At 62.1% G+C, this 19039-nt stretch carries 14 protein-coding genes; 6 read left to right on the top strand and 8 right to left on the bottom strand.

The window, feature by feature from the left end:
• Nucleotides 1-21: 21 nt before the first annotated feature.
• A complete protein-coding gene (locus AACY07_RS08750) occupies nucleotides 22-795 on the bottom strand; it encodes an SDR family oxidoreductase (protein ID WP_133077436.1) in 774 nt (257 codons plus the stop codon).
• A gap of 143 nt (nucleotides 796-938) precedes the next feature.
• Here AACY07_RS08750 and AACY07_RS08745 point away from each other — a divergent pair, with 143 nt between their 5' ends.
• Nucleotides 939-1724 (top strand): enoyl-CoA hydratase-related protein, encoded by a 786-nt coding sequence (locus AACY07_RS08745; protein WP_133077435.1) that lies wholly within the window; start codon nucleotides 939-941, stop codon nucleotides 1722-1724.
• A gap of 1712 nt (nucleotides 1725-3436) precedes the next feature.
• Here AACY07_RS08745 and AACY07_RS08740 read toward each other — a convergent pair.
• The 7 genes from AACY07_RS08740 to AACY07_RS08710 form a co-directional block, all read right to left on the bottom strand.
• Nucleotides 3437-5023: a FadD3 family acyl-CoA ligase gene (locus AACY07_RS08740; RefSeq protein ID WP_339474429.1), complete on the bottom strand. Its 1587-nt coding sequence runs from the start codon at nucleotides 5021-5023 to the stop codon at nucleotides 3437-3439.
• 19 nt (nucleotides 5024-5042) lie between these two features.
• The gene (locus AACY07_RS08735) at nucleotides 5043-6074 is read right to left on the bottom strand and encodes a ferredoxin--NADP reductase (protein WP_339474428.1); all 1032 of its coding nucleotides are present in this window, start codon (nucleotides 6072-6074) and stop codon (nucleotides 5043-5045) included.
• Between the two features lie 33 nt (nucleotides 6075-6107).
• Nucleotides 6108-7868 (bottom strand): FAD-binding protein, encoded by a 1761-nt coding sequence (locus AACY07_RS08730; protein WP_339474427.1) that lies wholly within the window; start codon nucleotides 7866-7868, stop codon nucleotides 6108-6110.
• A complete protein-coding gene (locus AACY07_RS08725) occupies nucleotides 7865-9610 on the bottom strand; it encodes an FAD-binding protein (protein WP_339474426.1) in 1746 nt (581 codons plus the stop codon). Before AACY07_RS08725 ends, AACY07_RS08730 begins: the two co-directional genes overlap by 4 nt.
• Before the next feature lie 59 nt (nucleotides 9611-9669).
• The gene (locus AACY07_RS08720) at nucleotides 9670-10857 is read right to left on the bottom strand and encodes an acyl-CoA dehydrogenase family protein (RefSeq protein WP_133077428.1); all 1188 of its coding nucleotides are present in this window, start codon (nucleotides 10855-10857) and stop codon (nucleotides 9670-9672) included.
• 168 nt (nucleotides 10858-11025) lie between these two features.
• A complete protein-coding gene (locus AACY07_RS08715) occupies nucleotides 11026-12609 on the bottom strand; it encodes an amidase (protein ID WP_339474425.1) in 1584 nt (527 codons plus the stop codon).
• Between the two features lie 122 nt (nucleotides 12610-12731).
• Nucleotides 12732-14168: a coniferyl aldehyde dehydrogenase gene (locus tag AACY07_RS08710; RefSeq protein WP_339474424.1), complete on the bottom strand. Its 1437-nt coding sequence runs from the start codon at nucleotides 14166-14168 to the stop codon at nucleotides 12732-12734.
• A gap of 173 nt (nucleotides 14169-14341) precedes the next feature.
• Here AACY07_RS08710 and AACY07_RS08705 point away from each other — a divergent pair, with 173 nt between their 5' ends.
• The 5 genes from AACY07_RS08705 to dmpG all read left to right on the top strand — a co-directional run bounded on the left by AACY07_RS08705 (nucleotide 14342) and on the right by dmpG (nucleotide 19032).
• Nucleotides 14342-15322: a flavin reductase family protein gene (locus AACY07_RS08705; protein ID WP_338647071.1), complete on the top strand. Its 981-nt coding sequence runs from the start codon at nucleotides 14342-14344 to the stop codon at nucleotides 15320-15322.
• 25 nt (nucleotides 15323-15347) lie between these two features.
• Entirely contained in the window at nucleotides 15348-16121 is a 774-nt protein-coding gene (locus tag AACY07_RS08700) for a glucose 1-dehydrogenase (RefSeq protein WP_339474422.1), read from the top strand.
• Between the two features lie 135 nt (nucleotides 16122-16256).
• Nucleotides 16257-17048: a fumarylacetoacetate hydrolase family protein gene (locus tag AACY07_RS08695; protein ID WP_133077423.1), complete on the top strand. Its 792-nt coding sequence runs from the start codon at nucleotides 16257-16259 to the stop codon at nucleotides 17046-17048.
• 21 nt (nucleotides 17049-17069) lie between these two features.
• The gene (locus AACY07_RS08690; protein ID WP_133077422.1) at nucleotides 17070-17999 is read left to right on the top strand and encodes an acetaldehyde dehydrogenase (acetylating); all 930 of its coding nucleotides are present in this window, start codon (nucleotides 17070-17072) and stop codon (nucleotides 17997-17999) included.
• Between the two features lie 10 nt (nucleotides 18000-18009).
• Nucleotides 18010-19032 (top strand): 4-hydroxy-2-oxovalerate aldolase, encoded by a 1023-nt coding sequence (gene dmpG / locus AACY07_RS08685; protein WP_339474419.1) that lies wholly within the window; start codon nucleotides 18010-18012, stop codon nucleotides 19030-19032.
• Nucleotides 19033-19039: the final 7 nt, after the last annotated feature.

Genomic DNA, 19039 nt, shown 5'->3' with positions numbered 1-19039 from the left:
GGTGGTCGCCGCTGAAGGTCGTCAATGCGCAGCGCTCAGAAATGCCGGCCGTTCGCCGCCGCCGTGCAACAACAGATTGCAGCCGCTGGCATAGCCGGCCATGGGCGAGGCGATAAACAGGCAGGCGTTGCCGATGTCTTCCGGTAACGCCATGCGCCCGGCCGGAATACCGGCACTGACGGCTGCGATGCCTTGTTCGTCGCCGTAATGCAGATGCGCCTGTTCGGTGCGTACCAGCCCCGGACTGACCGCGACCACCCGCACCTTGGGCGCCCACTCCACGGCAAGGGATTGCACCAGCGCCAATACCCCGGCCTTGGCCGCGCCATAGGCCGCGGTGCCAGGGGATGCGCGCAAGGCGCTGATGCTGCCGATAAACACGATGCAGCCGCCTTCGGCCTGTTGCTGCATCAAGGCGTTGGCCTGTTGCGCAACATTCAAGGGGGCGATGAGATTGAGGCGAATAATGCCTTCGTGGAAACGTGGCGAAGCGCTGCCAGCCTCTGCTGGCGGGCTGCCGCCGGCATTGTTGATCACCACATCGAGACGACCGAAGTCAGCGCGAATGCCCTCGAACAATGCCTTGAGCGATTCCTGGTCGCGCACATCGCACGCCATGAAAATCGCCTGCGTCGAGCCTGCCCCGGGCAACATTTCAGGTGTTGTCCTGCCACACACAATCACCTGTGCCCCGGCTTGCAGAAAGCTGCGGGCGATACCGGCGCCGATGCCTTTTGTACCGCCGGTGACCAGCACCACTTTACCGCTGTAGTCCAGCCCTGAGAGTTGGCCCATGACATGCTCCTTTTCTACTGATGGAGCCACTCTAGGGGCAATCCGGGGGCTGCTCGTCGTCTGAACGGACGATGAAGCGCAACCGGGTGAACGCAACAATCCAGCGCACGCTGTGGTGACAGCCCCTGTTAACGAGGAACCCCATGTCAGACCCATCTGCCGCGCCGGTATTGCTTGAATTCCCGACCCCGGGCGTGGCCTTGCTGCGCCTTAATCGCCCCCAGGCCACCAACGCCCTGAGCCTTGAGTTGCAAGGGTTGTTGTCACGCTATTTCACGGAACTGGCGCACAACCCTGACGTGCGCTGCATCCTGCTGACTGGCGGTGACAAAGTGTTTGCCGCTGGCGGCGACATCAACAGCATGGCCGGGGTCGGCCCTATTGATATTTACCAGCGCCATACCGAGCGGGTCTGGGCGCCGATTCAGCATTGCCCCAAACCGGTCATTGCTGCGGTGTGCGGCTATGCCTATGGCGGTGGTTGTGAGCTGGCGATGCTGGCCGACATCATCGTGGCCGGGCGCAGTGCCAAGTTTTGCCAGCCCGAGATACGCATCGGCATCATGCCGGGCATCGGCGGCACCCAGCGGCTGGTACGGGCCGTGGGCAAGGCCAAGGCGATGCGCATGGCCCTGACCGGGCAGCCGATTACGGCTGAAGAGGCCTGGGTTTCGGGGTTGGTGAGTAACGTGGTCGATGATGACCAGGTACAGGCTTATGCCCTGGAGATGGCCCAATTGATCGCCGCCATGCCCCCGCTGGCTGCCGAGCAAATCAAGGAAGTGATACTGGCGGGCGTGGACGCACCGCTGGAGACCGGGCTGGCCCTTGAGCGCAAGGCCAATGCGCTGCTGTTTGCATCCAGGGATCAAAAAGAAGGGATGCAGGCATTTATCGAGAAACGTGCAGCGCGGTTTGAAGGGCATTGAGCGGCGCGCCCCTGTAGTCGCTGACGAGCCGTGCGAGGCTGCGTTCGAGATGGTGCGCCACTGCGACGCAGCGGTCGCAAAACCGGTACACGCGGTATGCCTGATTAACCGAGGAGGCTGACTTTACGACTGCTACGTCGCAGTGGCGCACCAAGCAGAACGCAGCCTCGCACGGCTCGTCAGCGACTACAGATATCGTCACCCATCCCGCGTGTAGCAGTTGACGAGTAGTGCGAGGCTACGTTCGAGCGCGCAGCGGTCGCAAAACAGGTACACGCGCAGTGCCTGATTAACCGTGCAGGCCGATTCCACGAGTGCTACGTCGCAGTGGCGCCCAAGCCCAACGCAGCCTCGCACGGCTCGTCAGCGACTACAGATCGTGAATGCACCCCACCAACCAGGTCGGCCGGTCGGCCGCCTCGGCGGGCAGTGCTCTTGATCTGCCCGCCCCTTCGGAAGGCCGAGAGGAGGTTCTGCGCAGTGGGTCGACCGGCATGGATGCCGGGAGAGCCGTGTTGGGCCAGGGATGGCCCGTCACGGCGGGCCCACGGAGCGGGACCGGAGCGAGGGACACCTGAGCGCAGCGAAGGCCGTACGCTGGGGCGAAAGCGCTTTGGTTACTTTGCCGCTTTTGCAAAGTGACTCGCTGTAAGAGCGAAACCATCATTTCAGTTAACCGCGGATGCCGGATATGTACCCCGTGTGCCAGTTGTTTTGCGAAGCGCCCGCAGCTATGCCGAGTCCATATCCATTCGATGTGTCACGGCTCTCTACGGGTTCCGCCCTTACGGCGGGTCACTTTTTCCAGACGCCGAAAAAGTAACCAAAAAGGCTTGCCCTACCATACGGCCTCCTCGCCCAGGCTCGGTGGTCCCCTCACTCCGGCACTGTCATGGGGGCACGCCGCGACGGGCCATCCATGGCCCATCGCGGCTGGCGCGGCGTCCTGCCGCGCCACCCCCATAACAGCACCTGCGTTCGGCCTTCTGTGATGGGCATTAGCGTCGTCTGGACATGCGTGTGGCTCCAGCAAAAGCAAAAGCAAAAGCAAAAGCAAAAATGCTTCGCAGACGCCACAGAACCTTGCGCAAAACGTTTTAGCGCCAACATACAAGCCGCTGACGAGTAGTGCGAGGCTACGTTCGAGCGCGCAGCGGTCGCAAAACCGGAATACGCGGTTTACCTGATAAACCTGGGAGGCTGATTTTACGACGGCTACGCCGCCGATCGCAGCCTCGCTACGCTCCTCAGCGGCTACAGATTTCGCGCCTGCCCCAATGTAGCCGCTGACGAGTAGAACGAGGCTGCGTTCGAGCGCGCAGCGGTCGCAAAACCAGTACACGCGGTATGCCTGGTTAACCGAGGAGGCTGACTTTACGACCGCTGCGCGCTCGAACGCAGCCTCGCACGGCTCGTCAGCTGCTACGGATCGTGAATGCAACCCACCAACCAGGCCGGCCGGTCGGCCGCCTCGGGAGGCCGAGAGGAGGTTCTGCGTAGTGGGTCGACCGACATGGATGCCGGGAGAGCCGTGTTGGGCCAGGGATGGCCCGTCACGACGGGCCCACGGAGCGAAACCATCATTTCAGTTAACCGCGAATGCCGGATATGTACCCCGTGTGCCAGTTGTTTTGCGATGCGCCCGCACCTATGCCGAGTACATATCCATTCAATATGTCAGCTGACGAGTGAAACGAGGCTGCGCAGGACGCCTACAGCAACCCCGCCCGCAACTCATTCTTCGCCACTTTGTTCGACGCATTCACCGGCAGCGCCTCATAAAACCGCACCATCCTGGGAACCTTGTAGTTGGCCATATGCTCACGGGCCCACAGGATCAGCCCGGCTTCATCCAGCGCCTGACCATGACGCAACACCACGCAGGCACACCCCACCTCCCCCATGCGCTCGTCAGGTACTCCGATCACCGCCACCTGGGCAATCGCCGAATGCTCTATCAACCCGGCTTCGATTTCCGCCGGGTAGCAATTGAATCCGCCCACGATAAACATGTCTTTGAGCCGGTCGGTGATGCGCAAGTTGCCCGACGCGTCCTGCTCGCCAATGTCGCCGGTGTGCAACCAGCCTTCACTGTCGATGGTTTCAGCCGTGGCGTGCGGGTCTTCGAAATACCCCTTCATCACGTGAAAACCACGCAGGCAGATTTCCCCCGTACTACCCTCCGGCAATGCCCGGTTTTGCGGGTCGCGAATGCTCACTTCGGTCCCCGGGATCGCCCGGCCACTGGTGCCGGCAATAACCGTCGCAGCGTCGCCCGGGTCACAGATGGTCGCCAGGCCGCCGCACTCAGTGAGGCCATAGGCGGTGGTGACGACCGAGAAGCCCAGTTCGCGACGCATGCGCTCGATCAGGATCGGTGGAATGGTCGCCGCGCCCGTGACGGCAATGCGCAGGCTCGACAGATCGGTTTCAGCCAGCTTGGGATGGGCCAGCATCGACAGGTACAAGGTCGGCGGCCCCGGCAGCACGCTGATGCGCTCAGCCGCAATACGCTGGAACACCGCTTCGGCATCGAACACCGGATGGGGCAGGATCGTCGCGCCCGCCAGCAGGCACGTCAGCCAGCCCGCCTTGTAGCCAAAGGCATGAAAAAACGGGTTGATCACCAGGTATCGGTCACCGGCCTGCAGACCGATCACTTTCACATATTCGCTAAAAGCCCGGATATTCTGCCCGTGAGCGCTCATCACGCCCTTTGGCTTGCCGGTGGTGCCGGAAGTGAACAGCAAGTCGCTCAGGTCATCAGCGCCCACCCCGGATGCCCGCAACAGCGCTGCCGATTCACTGATGGCCGCACCCAGGGCCAGAAAGCCGTTCCAGTTCAGGCCCTGGGAACTGCCAGCCGTGGTTTCGCCCAGCAGGACCAGACACTCAAGGCTCGCCGGACGACAGGGCGCCAGCATCGCCAGATAATCAGTCCCCAGAAACTGCGGCTGCACGAATAACACCCTTGCCCCGCTACGCTGCAGGATATCCGCAGCTTCACTGCCTTTCATGCGGGTGTTGATCGGCACCATCACCGCGCCCGCACAGTGGATGCCCAATGCAGCGATGATCCAGTCCCGCCCGTTAGGCGCCCAGATCGCCACCCGATCGCCCTTGCCGATGCCCTGAGCCATCAGGCTGCGGGTTACGGCCAGGGCCAGGCCCGGCAGTTCGCTGTAGTCGGTGCAGGTCCCATGCTCTTCAATGGCGGTACGCCCGGCATGGTGCTGCGCGGCACTGAGCAGTAATTGAGGAATCGAGCTGGGCAGGATCTGTTGCAGGCTGGAAGTCATCAGGCACTCGTCTGGCAGATTATTCGGGAAAGCACACACGCAGTTGTTCGCTGTTGGGCACCGATTGGCACGCCAGCACCCAGCCGTCGTTCAGTTCTTGTTGGTCAAGGGCATCGTTGCGCAGCATCTCTACACTGCCGCGCTCAACCGTACACATGCAGGTCGCGCAGGAACCCACCAGGCATGAACTGGGCGGTTTCAACCCCGCGCGCTGCATGGCGTTGAGCAGCGTTTCGCCTTCAGCACAGGGTACTTCGAACTCTTCACCGTCAAGGCGAACCGAAAGCTGGCTGCCAATCACATCGGTGTTGACCGGCCCCGGGGCCGCCACGCTGCCTTCTTCAGGCAACGACACAAACCGCTCGACGTGGATGCGCCCGTGGTCCATGCCGATGTCATGCAAGGCGCTGACAGCAGCGTCCATGAACGGGCCAGGCCCGCAGATATAGGCCTGGGCATGAACAAATGGCAGGGCCATCTGCGCAAGTTGCGCCACGCCAGGAATACCCTGTACCGAGTCCAGCCAGTGAATCACCTGCAAGCGCTGGGGGTAGGCACTGGCCAGGGCTTTGAGCTCAGCCGCAAAGATCACCGACGCTTCATCACGGTTGGCGTAAACCAGCAGAATCCGGCCTGTACCGGCAATCAAGGCCGAGCGCAGGATCGAGAGCACCGGAGTCACCCCGCTGCCGCCACCAAACAGCACAAAGTCATCGTCAAAATGCCGAGGGACAAACACCCCGGCCGGGGCCAGCACCTCAAGTTGATCACCTTCGCGCACGTGCTCGCACAACCAGTTGGAAGCACGCCCGTCCCGGACTTGCTTGATCGTTACGCGCAACGGTTCGTCTTGCAGCGGCGTGCTCGACAGCGAATAGCAACGCGGCAACCAGCCGCCTTCGAAGGGTACGCGCAGGGTCAAGAACTGCCCGGGCTTGTAGGCAAACTGTTCACGCAGGGCCAACGGAACGTCGAACACCAGGGATCTGGAGTCCACCGTTTCAGTCACGACTTGCGCCACACGCAGGGAGAAATACGCAGGTTGGGTCATATCAGATACTCATCACAAACGGGCTACTTGCGCTCATGGGGTCACCTTGGTGGTTTCTGTGGGAGCGGGCTTGCTCGCGATGGCATCACTGCGCTCATCGATGGAAACCGCGCCGCCTGTATCGCGCACAAGCCCGCTCCCACACGAGGCAGCCAGCCCCGCACGGCGGCCCGAAAACACGCAGTCAGCCAGCGACAGTCCGCTGATGTAGAGGTGTGACGCCACGCCGATGGCTGTGCGCCCCGCACTGAACAGGCCCGCAATCGGCTGGCCTTGTGCGTCCAGGACTGCGCCATTTGATTCATCCACCTTAAGGCCGCCCAACGTCAGCGCCCCCAAGGGGAATATCGGGTTGCCAACGCTGATATCGCAGGCATAAAACGGCCCTTTGTCGAGCACCTGACGGCTGCCTTCAGACTTGCCAAAGGGATCCGGTGCGTCGCCTCGGGCACCGGCGTTGTAGGTGCGCAATGCATCACTCAACTCCCCGGCCTGCATGCCACAGGCCGTCGCCAACCGGTCAGGGTTGTCGCCCTTGCGGACCTTGAGCAGCATCAAGGCCAGCGCCGGCAAGGTCTGGAACCACCAATAGCCCCCAAACAGCGCCTGGCGGATCGCCTGTTTGCGCAAGCGCGCATCCATTACCAGCCAGGCCTGCCCCCCCTGCTCTTCGCATAACGGCTGGCCCAGGGTGGCGCCGTAGACTTCTTCGTTGCAAAACCGTTGGCCAAGGGTGTTGACCACGATGCCCTTGGGCCAACAGTGCGGCGGGTTGATAAAGCGCCAGGCCGATACCCGGCTCAAACGCTCGCTTCTGGCACCCACCGACTGCCCCAGCAGCAGGCCGCTACCATCGCAACCGGTAGCGCCGACCTTGAAATTGCGGCGAAAGTTGGGCGCATGATCGCGGATCAGTCCGCGGTTGAAGATAAACCCCCCGGTACTGAGAATGACGGCGCGCCTGGCCCGGATCAGCACCGGCTGCCCATGATCGCGCTCCAGCTGGCTGACTTTTTGCCGCAGGCGATCGCAGTAGCCGGGGGCGAAATTTTGCAGGCGCTCGGCCCGTGCCGCCAGGCGTGCATGCAAGCGCGCTTCGCGACTGCCCTCGGGCAAGCTCCAGAACTCGGCGCCAACCACGCGCCCGCTGGCATCCACCACCAGACGCCGGGCAGCGGATTGCAGCAAGGGTTGCACTCCGTCACGCAGGCAGGCGGCTTTCAAGTGGGCGTACAACACCGCGCCGCACTGGCCCTTGCCTACGGTGCGATGACCCCGTGGCGCCGGGGGTTGTTCACCGCCGTGGGAGGGCACCAGCTCATTGCCCGAGTAATACAGGAAGTAGCCATCGGACGGGTATGAGGTCTTCCCCCCCGGCGGCATGCTATGGCCGTAGCGGGCACCGTGACTCTCAAGCCAGTCGAGGTTGCTGACGCTGTCGTCGCAAAATTTTTGCAGGGTGGCATCGCTGATCACACCCCGGGTTTCGTGCTTGAGGTAGTCGAACATCGCTTGCGTGCTGTCGTTGAACCCTGCGGCCTGCTGGTGCCGGGTCCCACCGCCTGCATACACCACGCCTCCACTCTTGGCACTGGCACCGCCACCGGTAAAGCGGTCGGCCACAATCACATGGGCGCCATTGCTTCTGGCCTCCAGCGCGGCGCAGGCGCCTGCCGCGCCCCAGCCGATCACCAGCACGTCGCAGGTGTCTTGCCAGTCCCGCGCGGTCAGTCGTTCGGCCTGCAAGGGCGCAAGGATCTTACTGTTACTGGAGCTGCTCTGCGCCCGGCTCATGACAGTGCCCGTACCCGGGCGCTGGCGGTTGCCGACACGCTGCTGGCGATATGGTTGGCAGCGATGTAGCCGAAAGTCATTGCCGGGCCCAGGGTGCCACCGGCACCGGGGTAGCTGATGCCCATCACCGATGCCGAGCAGTTGCCGATGGCATACAGGCCAGGGATTGGCTGGCCGTCTTCTCGTACGACCTGAGCATGCTGGTTGGTCAGCAATCCGCCCTTGGTACCGATATCTCCGGCATCCAGGCGCATGGCGTAATACGGGCCTTTGCGTAACGGTGCCAGGCACGGGTTGGGCTTGATATTGCTATCGCCATAGTAGCGATCGAACACGTTGCCACCGCGATCGAAGTCAAGATCGACCCCGGTTTGGGCGTAGCTGTTGATTTTTTGCACGGTGCTGCTCAAGCCCCGGGCATCGACCCCGATTTGCATGGCCAGCGCGTCCAGGCTGTCGGCCTTCCAGTACACGGTATTGAGCCATTCCTTGCGCAGACGGCTGTCGGGGACCACCTGGGCCGGCATCAACGGGCCCATGGCGTAGTGAAAACGGAAGTGACCATCGAAGATCACCCACGACGGCACCGAGCGGCCGCCAGTCTTGCGGTTGTCTGTGTACATGGCGTCGACGAACTCCAGGTACGGCGCCGCTTCGTTGACAAAGCGATGACCCAGGCTGTTGACCACAATGGCCCCCGGGAACGCCCGTTCGGCAAACACGCCACGGGGTTTTTCCTCGCCTGGCACGGCAATGGTGGGAGCCCACCAGGCCCAGTCCATCAGCGCCGTGGCCGCACCGATATTGAGTCCCGCCTCAAGTGCAGCCCCGGTGTTGTTGCCCGGTGGCGTAGCGCTCCAGCTGGCCCGGGTGGGTTGCGGCAGGTATTTCTCGCGCAGGGTTTGATTCTGCTCAAAGCCGCCGGAGCCAAAAATCACCCCACGGCGGGCCTTGAGTTCCAGGACTTTGCCACCCGTTGCAACCTTGATCCCGCTGACCCGATCACCGTCGAGCAACACGTCCTGAAAGTCAGTGTTGAGCCATAACGGCACGTTGCGATCCATCAGGGAACGGCGCAACGACGCCACCAGGGAGCTGCCCAGTGCGGCGCGGCGGTCGTATTTGCTTTTGCGGCGCCATTTGAAGTCGAGTTTGTAGCGGGCCATCAGCCTGAAAATCAGCCATTGCCAACCAAAACTGCGGGCCATGGCCTTGTGCGCGTCGCGGGCCGTCCAGGCAATGCGCCCCATCAGCAGGGTCGACGGCGAAGGCTTGCGCAGATTGGGCAGCTCTTCAGCCAGCAGGCTGGTGTCGAACAGCTCCGGGTCCAGGGTGCGACCGCCTGGCAAGGCGCCGGGCAGTTGCGGGTAGTAATCGGGGTATTTATCGGCCACGGCGTAACGCACGCGGCTGTTGTCGGTGAGCTTTTTGATCATCGGCGCGGCGTTGTCCAGATACGCCTGCAACCGCTGTGGATCACCGTGCTCGCCGGTGGCGGCCTTGAGGTATTGCAGGGACAGCTCAGGGCTGTCCTGCCCGCCAATGGCGGCAAAATAATGGTTGTTCGGGATCCAGATACCGCCGCCGGAAATCGCCGAGGTGCCGCCATATTTATCGCTTTTTTCGACAATCAGAACCGACAGGCCCTGATCAGCCGCAAACAGGGCCGAGGTCATGGCGCCGGCGCCGGAGCCGACAACAATTACGTCATAGCTGGACTGAGACTGATCGTGAGCCGTCATTATTGTTATGCCTTGCGCTGAGGTCAGAGGTTGATTACCGGGTCACAGAATTGACCCGATCAGACAAAAGGGTCCGCGTTGGGCAGGCCCAGCTGTACAAGACCGTAACTGCGGCGGTAAGCCGCCTCGTTGTTGGCGATATGCCCGCGAGCCTGGTGCAGGTCACGGAAGTAACGCGCCACCGGATTGGTGTTGTATAAGCCCGAAGCGGCCATGCAGCGCAGCAGGTCACTGACCCGATCGGCGCAGACGTTGGTCACGTGGGAGGACTGATAGCGATACAACAGACGGGTCTCGACATCCGGGTATTCCCCGGCTGCGGCCAGTGCCAGCAGGTGCCCGTAGTTGCGCATCAGCACCAGCTTGAGCGAGTCGACGGTGATGATGGCTTCGGCCACGGCCGCTTGGGCCGCCGGGTCTTCGGCGGTTTTGGCGCCGTGCTTGCCGATGTGCTTTGCCGCGTTATCGCGAAACTCGTTGATGGCCCCTTGCAAGGCACCAAGGGCCGACGTCGATACGGCGCGGGCAAACACCTGGGCAAACGGGATCGAGTACATCGGGTTGGTATTGACCAGGCGCCCCGGCGTAGCTTCGATGCTGAAGTTATTGGTGCGCTGGACCCGGTGGGCCGGGACAAAAACGTCTTCGACAACGATGTCGTGGCTGCCGCTGCCACGCAGGCCCAGCACGTCCCAGTTCTGTTCGATGCGATAGTCGCTGGCCGGAATCAGGAAGGTGCCGTGTTCGGTAGGGCCCGTTTCGTCTTGCGGCACGATGCCCCCGAGCAGGCACCACTGTGCATGCTGGCTGCCACTGGAAAAACCCCAGCGTCCGCTGACCTGAAAACCACCCTTGACCGGCGTGACCTTGGCCACCGGCATGTAGGTGGAAGCCACCAGCACAGAGCTGTCCTCACCCCAGACATCACGCTGGGCCTCCATCGGGTAACGCGCCAGTTGCCACGGATGCACGCCTACCACGCCAAAGACCCAGGCCGTGGACATACAGCCTTCAGCCAAGGTCATCTGGATTTCAAAAAAGGTGCGCAGATCGACTTCATGACCGCCCCAGATCTTGGGCTGCAAGGCACGAAACAAACCGGCTTCTTGCATGTCACGAATGGTTTCGTCGGGCAGTTTGCAGTCTTTGTCCGCCTGGGCTGAACGGCTTTTGAGCGCAGGAATCAGATTGCGCGCACGTTGCAGCAGCTCAAGCTCAATCGGACTTTTCTCTCGTATCTGATCCATCCGTGTGTTCTCCGTCAGTCTCTCGCTGCGCGAATGCGCGGGCGGTGTATGACGAATAATCCGGCCTGTAACGCTGTGGTTCATCGTCAAAGCGGACTAGGCACACGGCATCACACTGAACTTGTGTGGGAGCGGGCTTGCATCGCGAGCAAGCCCGCTCCCACCGTTTCAGAGGATCGGCAGTGCCGCGAATGGCCGCGCCTGTTCAATCTGCGCACTCAGGCGTAGCAACACGTCTTCGCCGCCCAATGGCCCGGTGAACATCATGCCGATAGGCAGGCCCTTGTCGCTCATGCCCACCGGCAAGGAAATGGCCGGCTGGCCGCTGACGTTGGCCAATACGGTAAAGGACGCGCTGCCCATGGCGTTGTGGGCATAGCTCTCCCAGGGCTGATTGAGGCTCAAGAGCCCCAGGTCCGGCGTGACATTGGCCGTCACCGGCGACAGGATCACGTCAAACGTCTGGAACTGATCTTCCATGTAGCCGCCGATGGTTTCGAACGACTGGCGCGCACGGTACAGGCCTTCTCCAGTGACTTTTTGGGCATTGCCCAGCACCACCTGGGTGATGCGCTCGTAGTCATCGGCCGTTGCGCTTCGCCCCAGCACTTGCTCGCGATCGTGAACCATCGTCAGCAATGCATCGCCAATCACCGAACCATGGGCACCGAACAACTGCCTCGGATCGACATTCAGGCGCAGCTCTTCAACGTCATGCCCCTGGGCTGCGAGGCGTTTGGCGGTGTCGTCCAGCACCCTCGCCACCTCCGGGTCCAGCGGTGCGCCGGTCAGCGAGTCACGCACCACGCCGATGCGCAAGCGACCGGGGGCCGTGCGCAGTTCTTCGACATAAGGACGCACCAGGGGCTTGGCCCAGTACGGGCTGCCGGCCTCGTGCCCCTGCCCCGCATCCATGAACAACGCCATATCGCGCACATTGCGCGACACCACGTTGCCTACGCTGGCCCCAAACCAGCCCTCATATTTTCCCGGGCCACTGGGGGTTCGGTAACGCGTCGGCTTGAGCCCGACCAGGCCGCAGTAAGACGCCGGAATCCGGATCGAACCGCCGCCGTCCGTGGCGTGGGCCACGGGAACAATCCCCGCTGCAACTGCCGCAGCCGCCCCACCAGATGAGCCGCCCGCGCTTTTTGCCAGATTCCACGGGTTGCGGGTTTGCCCCCACAACAGGGATTCGGTGGTGGTGGTCAATCCGAACTCCGGGCAGGTGGTCTTGCCAAACGGCACGGCACCGGCCGCCTGATAACGGGCAATCAGGGTGCTGGTATGGGGGGCCATCGGCGCATCTTTGTAGAGGCGGCAACCATTGGTGGTGCGGGTGCCTTCCAGGTAGGTATTGAGGTCCTTGATCAGGATCGGCACCCCGGCCAGAGGGCCCGTGGTCGACGCACCGCTGGCAGCACGGGCCTTGAGCAGCGCATTGGCGTAGTCGTCATGGCGCATGTTGACCGCATTGACCCTGGGATTGACCGCATCACATCGGGCCATGGCCGCCGCGAGCAGGTTGTGCGGGCTGAGTTCGCCTTTGTGTATGGCACTGGCCATGTCAGTGGCGTCCATCGCCAGGTACTCGCCAGACGACAGCGCGCCCGTGCTGTCGGCATGGGCAAAACGTCCCAGCAGACCGGCACCCACGGCCAAGGCACCGGCCTTGAGTACGTGTCGACGCTGCCAGCCGGTGGATTCTTCAGGTGTTTGAGCAGGGTTGTGCAAGGTCAATCTCCAGAACATTTCGTGTTGTTTTAGGCGCCAGGGTCCTGTGGGAGCGGGCTTGCTCGTGATTGCATCAATGCGGTCCATGAAGGCGCCGAGTCGACAGCATCGCGAACAAGCCCGCTCCTGCACTGCGTGTTTCAGTCAGCCGTGACCATCGATTGCATGGTGGGCAGAAAGTGCTCGCCATACGGTGGCAGCAGGCCCCACTCACGCCGCGGGTCATGGGCCGGGGCCTTGTAAACGGTGCGCATATGGCTGAATTCCAGGAAGCCTTCACGGCCGTGATAATGCCCCATGCCCGAGGCGCCGATCCCGCCAAACGGAGCGTCGTGCAGAGCCGCATGCATCATCACATCATTGATGCTCACGCCACCGGAAATCGTGTGCTGCAGCACATGGCGCTGCTCTTCTTCACTCTGGCCAAAGTAATACAGCGCCAGCGGGCGCTCACGAGAGTGAATGTCGCCCAACGCCCGATCAATCTGTTCATAAGGCAGCAACACCAGCGCCGGGCCGAAGATTTCTTCATGCATGATCTGGCTGTCGCGAGGCGGGTTGATCACTACGTGCAGCGCACGCCGACGAGTTCGGGCGTCAGCCTCGGGTGCCTGCGGGAAGCTTTCGATCCGGGCGCCCCGCTCGCGGGCATCCTGCACGTAGCCGTCGATGCGTTGCACATGGCGGGCATTGACCACTGCCACCACATCCGGATTGTCGTCCGTGGTGGGGAGCAATTCGCTGTAGGCAGCACCCAGCAGGCCGATAAAATCCTCCATCAGCTCGCGCGGCACATACACCACGTCCGGGTTGATGCAAATTTGCCCACCGTTATTGGCTTTGGCCACCGCAATGCTGAAGGCCGCCTTGGCCAGATCTGCGCTGCGGGAAATGATCACCGGGGACTTGCCTCCCAGCTCCAGGGTCAATGGCACCAGATTTTCAGCCGCATTGCGCATGACCGAACGCGCCACTGCGGTGCTGCCGGTAAACACCAGATGGTCGAAAGGTTGCGAGGTGAAGGCCTGCGCCAGCCCGGCATCTCCGGTCACTACACCGACTTCAAGTGGATCAAACACGTCGGCAAAGGCCTGGGCCAGAACCCGGGCGGTGCGGGGCACTACTTCGGACGGTTTGAGAATGGCGCGGTTGCCCGCTGCCAGTACGCAGGCCAAAGGGCTGAGCAAGGTGAACAGCGGCGCATTCCAGGTGCCCAGAATGCCGATGGAGCCCTTGGGCTGGTGCATCACCCAGGCTTTGGCGCCCAGTTGGTCATAGGGCGAAAACACCTGTCGCGGCTCGTCTTCGACCCAGTGGGCAAGGTGATCGCGAGCATATTTGAGTGATGCCAGCGAGCCCAGAACGTCATTCATCAGCGAAAAGCCCTGGGGCCGACCGCCAAAGTCTTCATCCATGGCCTCGATCAGTGGCTGCTGATAGCGCACCACGAGCTCTATCACGCGCTGAATCCGTGCCCGGCGCAGCTCTGCGCTGACGTGCCCGGCCTCGACAAAGGCTTGTTTTTGCGCCGCCAACAGGCTGGACAGCTGTTCTGGAGCAGTGCTGCTGAACGTCATGGATGAGTCCTCTGATACATCGGTTCAATGAGCTGACCCTAGTGAATAGCGCCCCGATTAGCCTCGTCCAATCGGACGATAATCGGCTGTATTCGTTAGTCCATTAAGACGATGTAGCGCACCGCTTCGGGGCGAATACTGCCAGCACGAAAATCCAATCCATGAGGTTCGTCATGGCAATGCAAAGCAGTTTCGACCCGCAGGCATTCCGTACCGCGCTGGGCACCTTTACCACCGGGGTGACGATCATCACCACCCAGGCTGAAGATGGCTCGCCCATCGGCATTACTGCCAATAGTTTCAACTCGGTGTCGCTTAACCCGCCGCTGGTGCTGTGGAGTCTGGCCAAGTCCGCTCGCAGCCTGCCGGTGTTCAGTTCCGGAAAGCACTGGAACGTGCATGTGCTGTCGACCGAACAGGAACCTCTGTCCGGACGTTTTGCGATGCAGGGCGAGAACAAGTTTGCCGAAATCGAACTCGACAACGGCATCAGCGAAGCACCGCTGTTACAGGACTGCACCGCCAGGTTTCAGTGCCGCACGGCCTTTCAATATGAAGGCGGTGACCATGTGATTTTTGTCGGTGAAGTGCTCGCCTTCGATCACAGCGACCGCGCACCGCTGGCCTTTCAAAGCGGCCAATATGCCCTGGCAACCCGTAAACCACGCAGCGAGCTGCGCCTGGCAACCACTCCGCCACCACCGGAGTGCAGCTACACCGAGGACTTGCTCGGGTACCTGCTGGGCCGCGCCCATTACCAGTTGCTCGACGCCCTGCACCGCTTGCTGAGCAATCAGCAGCTGGACGAGCATGCTTTCTTTATCCTTTCGGTCCTGTGTATTCGCGACAACCTGACCCTGGATGAAATCAATCACTTCGTCAGTTACACCGGGCATGTGGTGTCTGTGGCAAGCATGCGTTTTCTCGAAAAACAGAACCTGGTCGCCCTCGAAGGCAGCCAGCAGGCACCGCGCTATGTGCTGACCGCCACGGGCCGTGAGGCGTCGCTGCAACAGGTGGCACTGGCCAAGGCCGTGGAGGAAAACGTGTCGGCCAGGCTCGCTCCCGGCGATGCCCAGGCCCTTAAAGTGCTGCTCAAGCGCCTGATTACGGCCAGTGATCCCGGCTTGCCCGATCTGTGGGCGCCCCGCTAATTCCCTTGAAGGAACAGGACCCTTTATGAACATTATTCAGCGCTTCAACCTGACCGGCAGCGTGGCCGTCATCACCGGCGGCGGGCGCGGCATTGGCCGCGGTATCGCCCTGGCCTGCGCCGAGGCAGGCGCCGATGTGGTACTGGCAGCCCGTACCTTGAGCGACGTTGAAGCGGTGGCCGAAGAAGTTCGCCGCCTGGGACGCCGCGCCCTGGCCCTGAGCTGCGACGTGACTGACGCCGAGCAGCGCAGCGCGGTGGTCACCCAGGCCCGGGAGCACATGGGCCGTATCACCCATCTGGTGAACAACGCAGGCGGCGCAGGCCCCAACGATCCGCTGATCCTGAGTGTCGAGCGCTTCGAAGAAATCATGCGTTTCAACGTGTCCTCAGCCTATCACCTGAGCCAGCTGTGCGTGCCGCACATGCGCGACGCGGGCAGCGGCAACATCATCAATATCACCTCCGGCGCGGCGCGCTATGCCCAAACCCAATTCAGCGCCTATGGCACCGCCAAGGCTGCGCTCAGCCACATGACCCGTTTGCTGGCCCAGGATTTCGCCCCGCTGGTGCGGGTCAACGGGATTGCCCCCGGCCCGGTACTGACCGACGCCTTGAACCGTGTCCTGCCGGTTGCCATGCGCGAAGGCATGATCAAAGCCACCCCGCTGCAAAGCCTGGGCGAGGTTGAGGACATCGCGGCAGCGGCGCTGTACCTGGCCTCCCCGGCTTCACGCTGGGTCACCGGCAAGATCCTGGAAGTGGACGGCGGGGCCGAGTCGAGTGTCTGGCCGGGCTAGTTCACGGCACAACCAACGGTGGGAGCGTGCTTGCTCGCGATACAGGCGATGCGGTCTGTCTGGCAGCGCGCAGTGATTCCATCGCGAGCAAGCCCGCTCCCACAAGGGGTTTTTCAGTTTCAAGAGAGCGTATTTATGGACACACAGTTGATTGAAGCCCTGGGCGATGAGCTGTTTCATGCGTTGCGCGAGCGCCGCAGCCTGCAGCCACTGACCCAGCGTTACCCGGACTTGACGCTGGACATGGCGTACCGGATTTCCCTGCGCTTTTTGCAACGCCGCCAGGCGTTGGGCGAGCTGGTGATTGGCAAGAAAATCGGCGTCACCAGCCGTGCCGTGCAGGAAATGCTGGATGTGCATCAGCCCGATTTCGGTTTCTTGACCGATTCCATGCAGGTCCCGGACAACAGCGATGTGAGCTTCGCCGCCCACCAGTTGGTGCAACCACGGGCCGAAGGCGAGATCGCTTTTATTCTCGGCGAAGACCTGCACGGCCCTGGCATTACCGCTGAAGACGTCATGGCTGCCAGCCTTTGGGTGGCGCCGTGTTTCGAGATTGTCGACTCGCGTATCGCCGACTGGAAAATCCGCATTCAGGACACGGTGGCCGACAACGCTTCGTGCGGCGTGTTCGCCTTGGGTGAGCAACGTATCAACCCCCGCGAACTGGACCTGGCCAAGGTCGAACTGCACATGCTGAAAAACGGACAGCCAGCCGGTAACGGTTTCGGCTCGGCAGTACAGGGCCACCCCTGCGCCGCCGTGGCCTGGCTGGCCAATACCCTGGGCAAGTTCGACATCCCGTTTCGCAAGGGTGAAATCATCCTTTCCGGAGCCTTGGCGCCGCTGGTGCCGGTGCAACCCGGCGATGAGGTCAGCCTGACCCTCAGCGGCCTGGGTTCTGCCCGCCTGCGCTTCGTGCCCTAACCCCTGTTCGAGACCTTTCCCATGACCAAAAAGATCAAATGTGCCCTGATCGGGCCGGGCAATATCGGCACCGACCTGCTCTACAAGTTGCTGCGCAGTGACGTACTGGAACCGGTCTGGATGGTGGGCATCGACGCCACCTCCGAAGGCCTGAGCCGTGCCCGCGAGATGGGCCTCAAGACTACCAGTGACGGGGTCGACGGGCTGTTGCCCCATGTGCTGGCCGACAATATCCAGATTGCCTTCGATGCCACGTCGGCTTACGTTCACGCCGAAAACAGCCGCAAGCTCAATGAGCTGGGCGTGCTGATGATTGACTTGACCCCCGCCGCCATCGGCCCGTACTGCGTGCCCCCGGTCAACCTCAAGGCAAACCTCAAGCGCGGCGCGATGAACGTCAATATGGTCACGTGCGGCGGCCAGGCCACCATTCCTCTGGTGGCGGCCGTCAGCAGCGTGCAACCGGTGGCGTATGCCGAGATCGTTGCCACGGCGGCGTCCAAATCGGTCGGCCCGGGCACGCGCAAGAATATCGACGAGTTCACCCGCACCACCGCCAGTGCCATCGAACAGGTGGGCGGCGCCAAAAAAGGCAAGGCGATCATTATCGTCAACCCGGCCGAGCCGCCGCTGATCATGCGCGACACCGTGCACTGCCTGACTGAAACCGAACCGGATCAAGCCGCGATCAGCCTGGCCATTGCCAACATGATCGAGCAGGTACAGCAGTACGTCCCGGGTTACAAGCTGGTCAACGGGCCGGTGTTTGATGGCAACCGCGTGTCGATTTTCATGGAGGTCGAAGGCCTGGGCGACTACCTGCCCAAGTACGCCGGCAACCTGGACATCATGACGGCCGCCGCTGCGCGCACCGCAGAGATGTTCGCCGAGGAAATCCTCAAGGGTGAACTGCACCTCAAGGCATCCGCCCCTCAACCTGCCCTCGCTTAAGGAGTCGACCATGGATCTTCGCGGCAAAAAAATTACCGTGCATGACATGTGCCTGCGCGACGGCATGCACCCCAAGCGTCACCAGATCAGCCTGCAACAGATGAAAGACATCGCCTGTGGCCTGGACGCCGCCGGTGTGCCCCTGATTGAAGTCACCCACGGCGACGGCCTGGGCGGCAGCTCGGTGAACTACGGGTTCCCGGCGCACACCGACGAGCAGTACCTGTCGGCCGTGATCCCGATGATGAAACAGGCCAAGGTTTCGGCCCTGCTGCTGCCCGGTATCGGCACCGTGGACCATCTGCAAATGGCTTATGAGCTGGGGGTCAATACAATCCGCGTAGCGACCCATTGCACCGAGGCCGACGTGTCGGAGCAGCACATATCCTATGCACGCAAGCTGGGCATGGACACTGTGGGGTTCCTGATGATGGCCCATATGAACTCACCCGAAGGCCTGGTGAAGCAGGGCAAGCTGATGGAGAGCTTCGGCGCCAACTGCGTGTACCTCACCGACTCGGCCGGTTACATGCTGCCCCACGACATCAAGGCCCGGGTCGAGGCCCTGCGTGCGGCACTGCACCCGGACACCGAGATCGGCTTTCACGGCCATCACAACCTGTCCATGGGCGTGTCCAACTCCATTGCTGCCATCGAAGCCGGTGCCACACGCATCGACGCCGCAGCAGCCGGGCTGGGCGCAGGTGCGGGTAATACGCCGATGGAAATCCTGGTGGCGGTGTGCGACCGCATGGGCATTGAGACCGGAGTCAGCGTGTTCGGTATTCAAGATGTGGCTGAGGATCTCGTCGTACCGATCATGGACTTCCCGATCCGCAGCGATCGTGATGCCCTGACCATGGGCTATGCCGGGGTGTATGGCTCGTTCCTGCTGTTCGCCAAGCGCGCCGAGAAAAAATACGGCGTACCGGCACGGGAAATTCTCGTCGAGATGGGACGTCGCGGCATGGTCGGCGGTCAGGAAGACATGATCGAAGACACTGCCATGACCCTGGCCCGCCAGCGGGCCTGAGGCTTTG

Origin of the sequence: Pseudomonas sp. RL_5y_Pfl2_69 (genome assembly GCF_963970465.1) — a bacterium.
Taxonomy (GTDB): domain Bacteria; phylum Pseudomonadota; class Gammaproteobacteria; order Pseudomonadales; family Pseudomonadaceae; genus Aquipseudomonas.
Note: the sequence above shows the minus strand (reverse complement) of the source record. Positions and strands in the feature narration are given on the sequence as shown.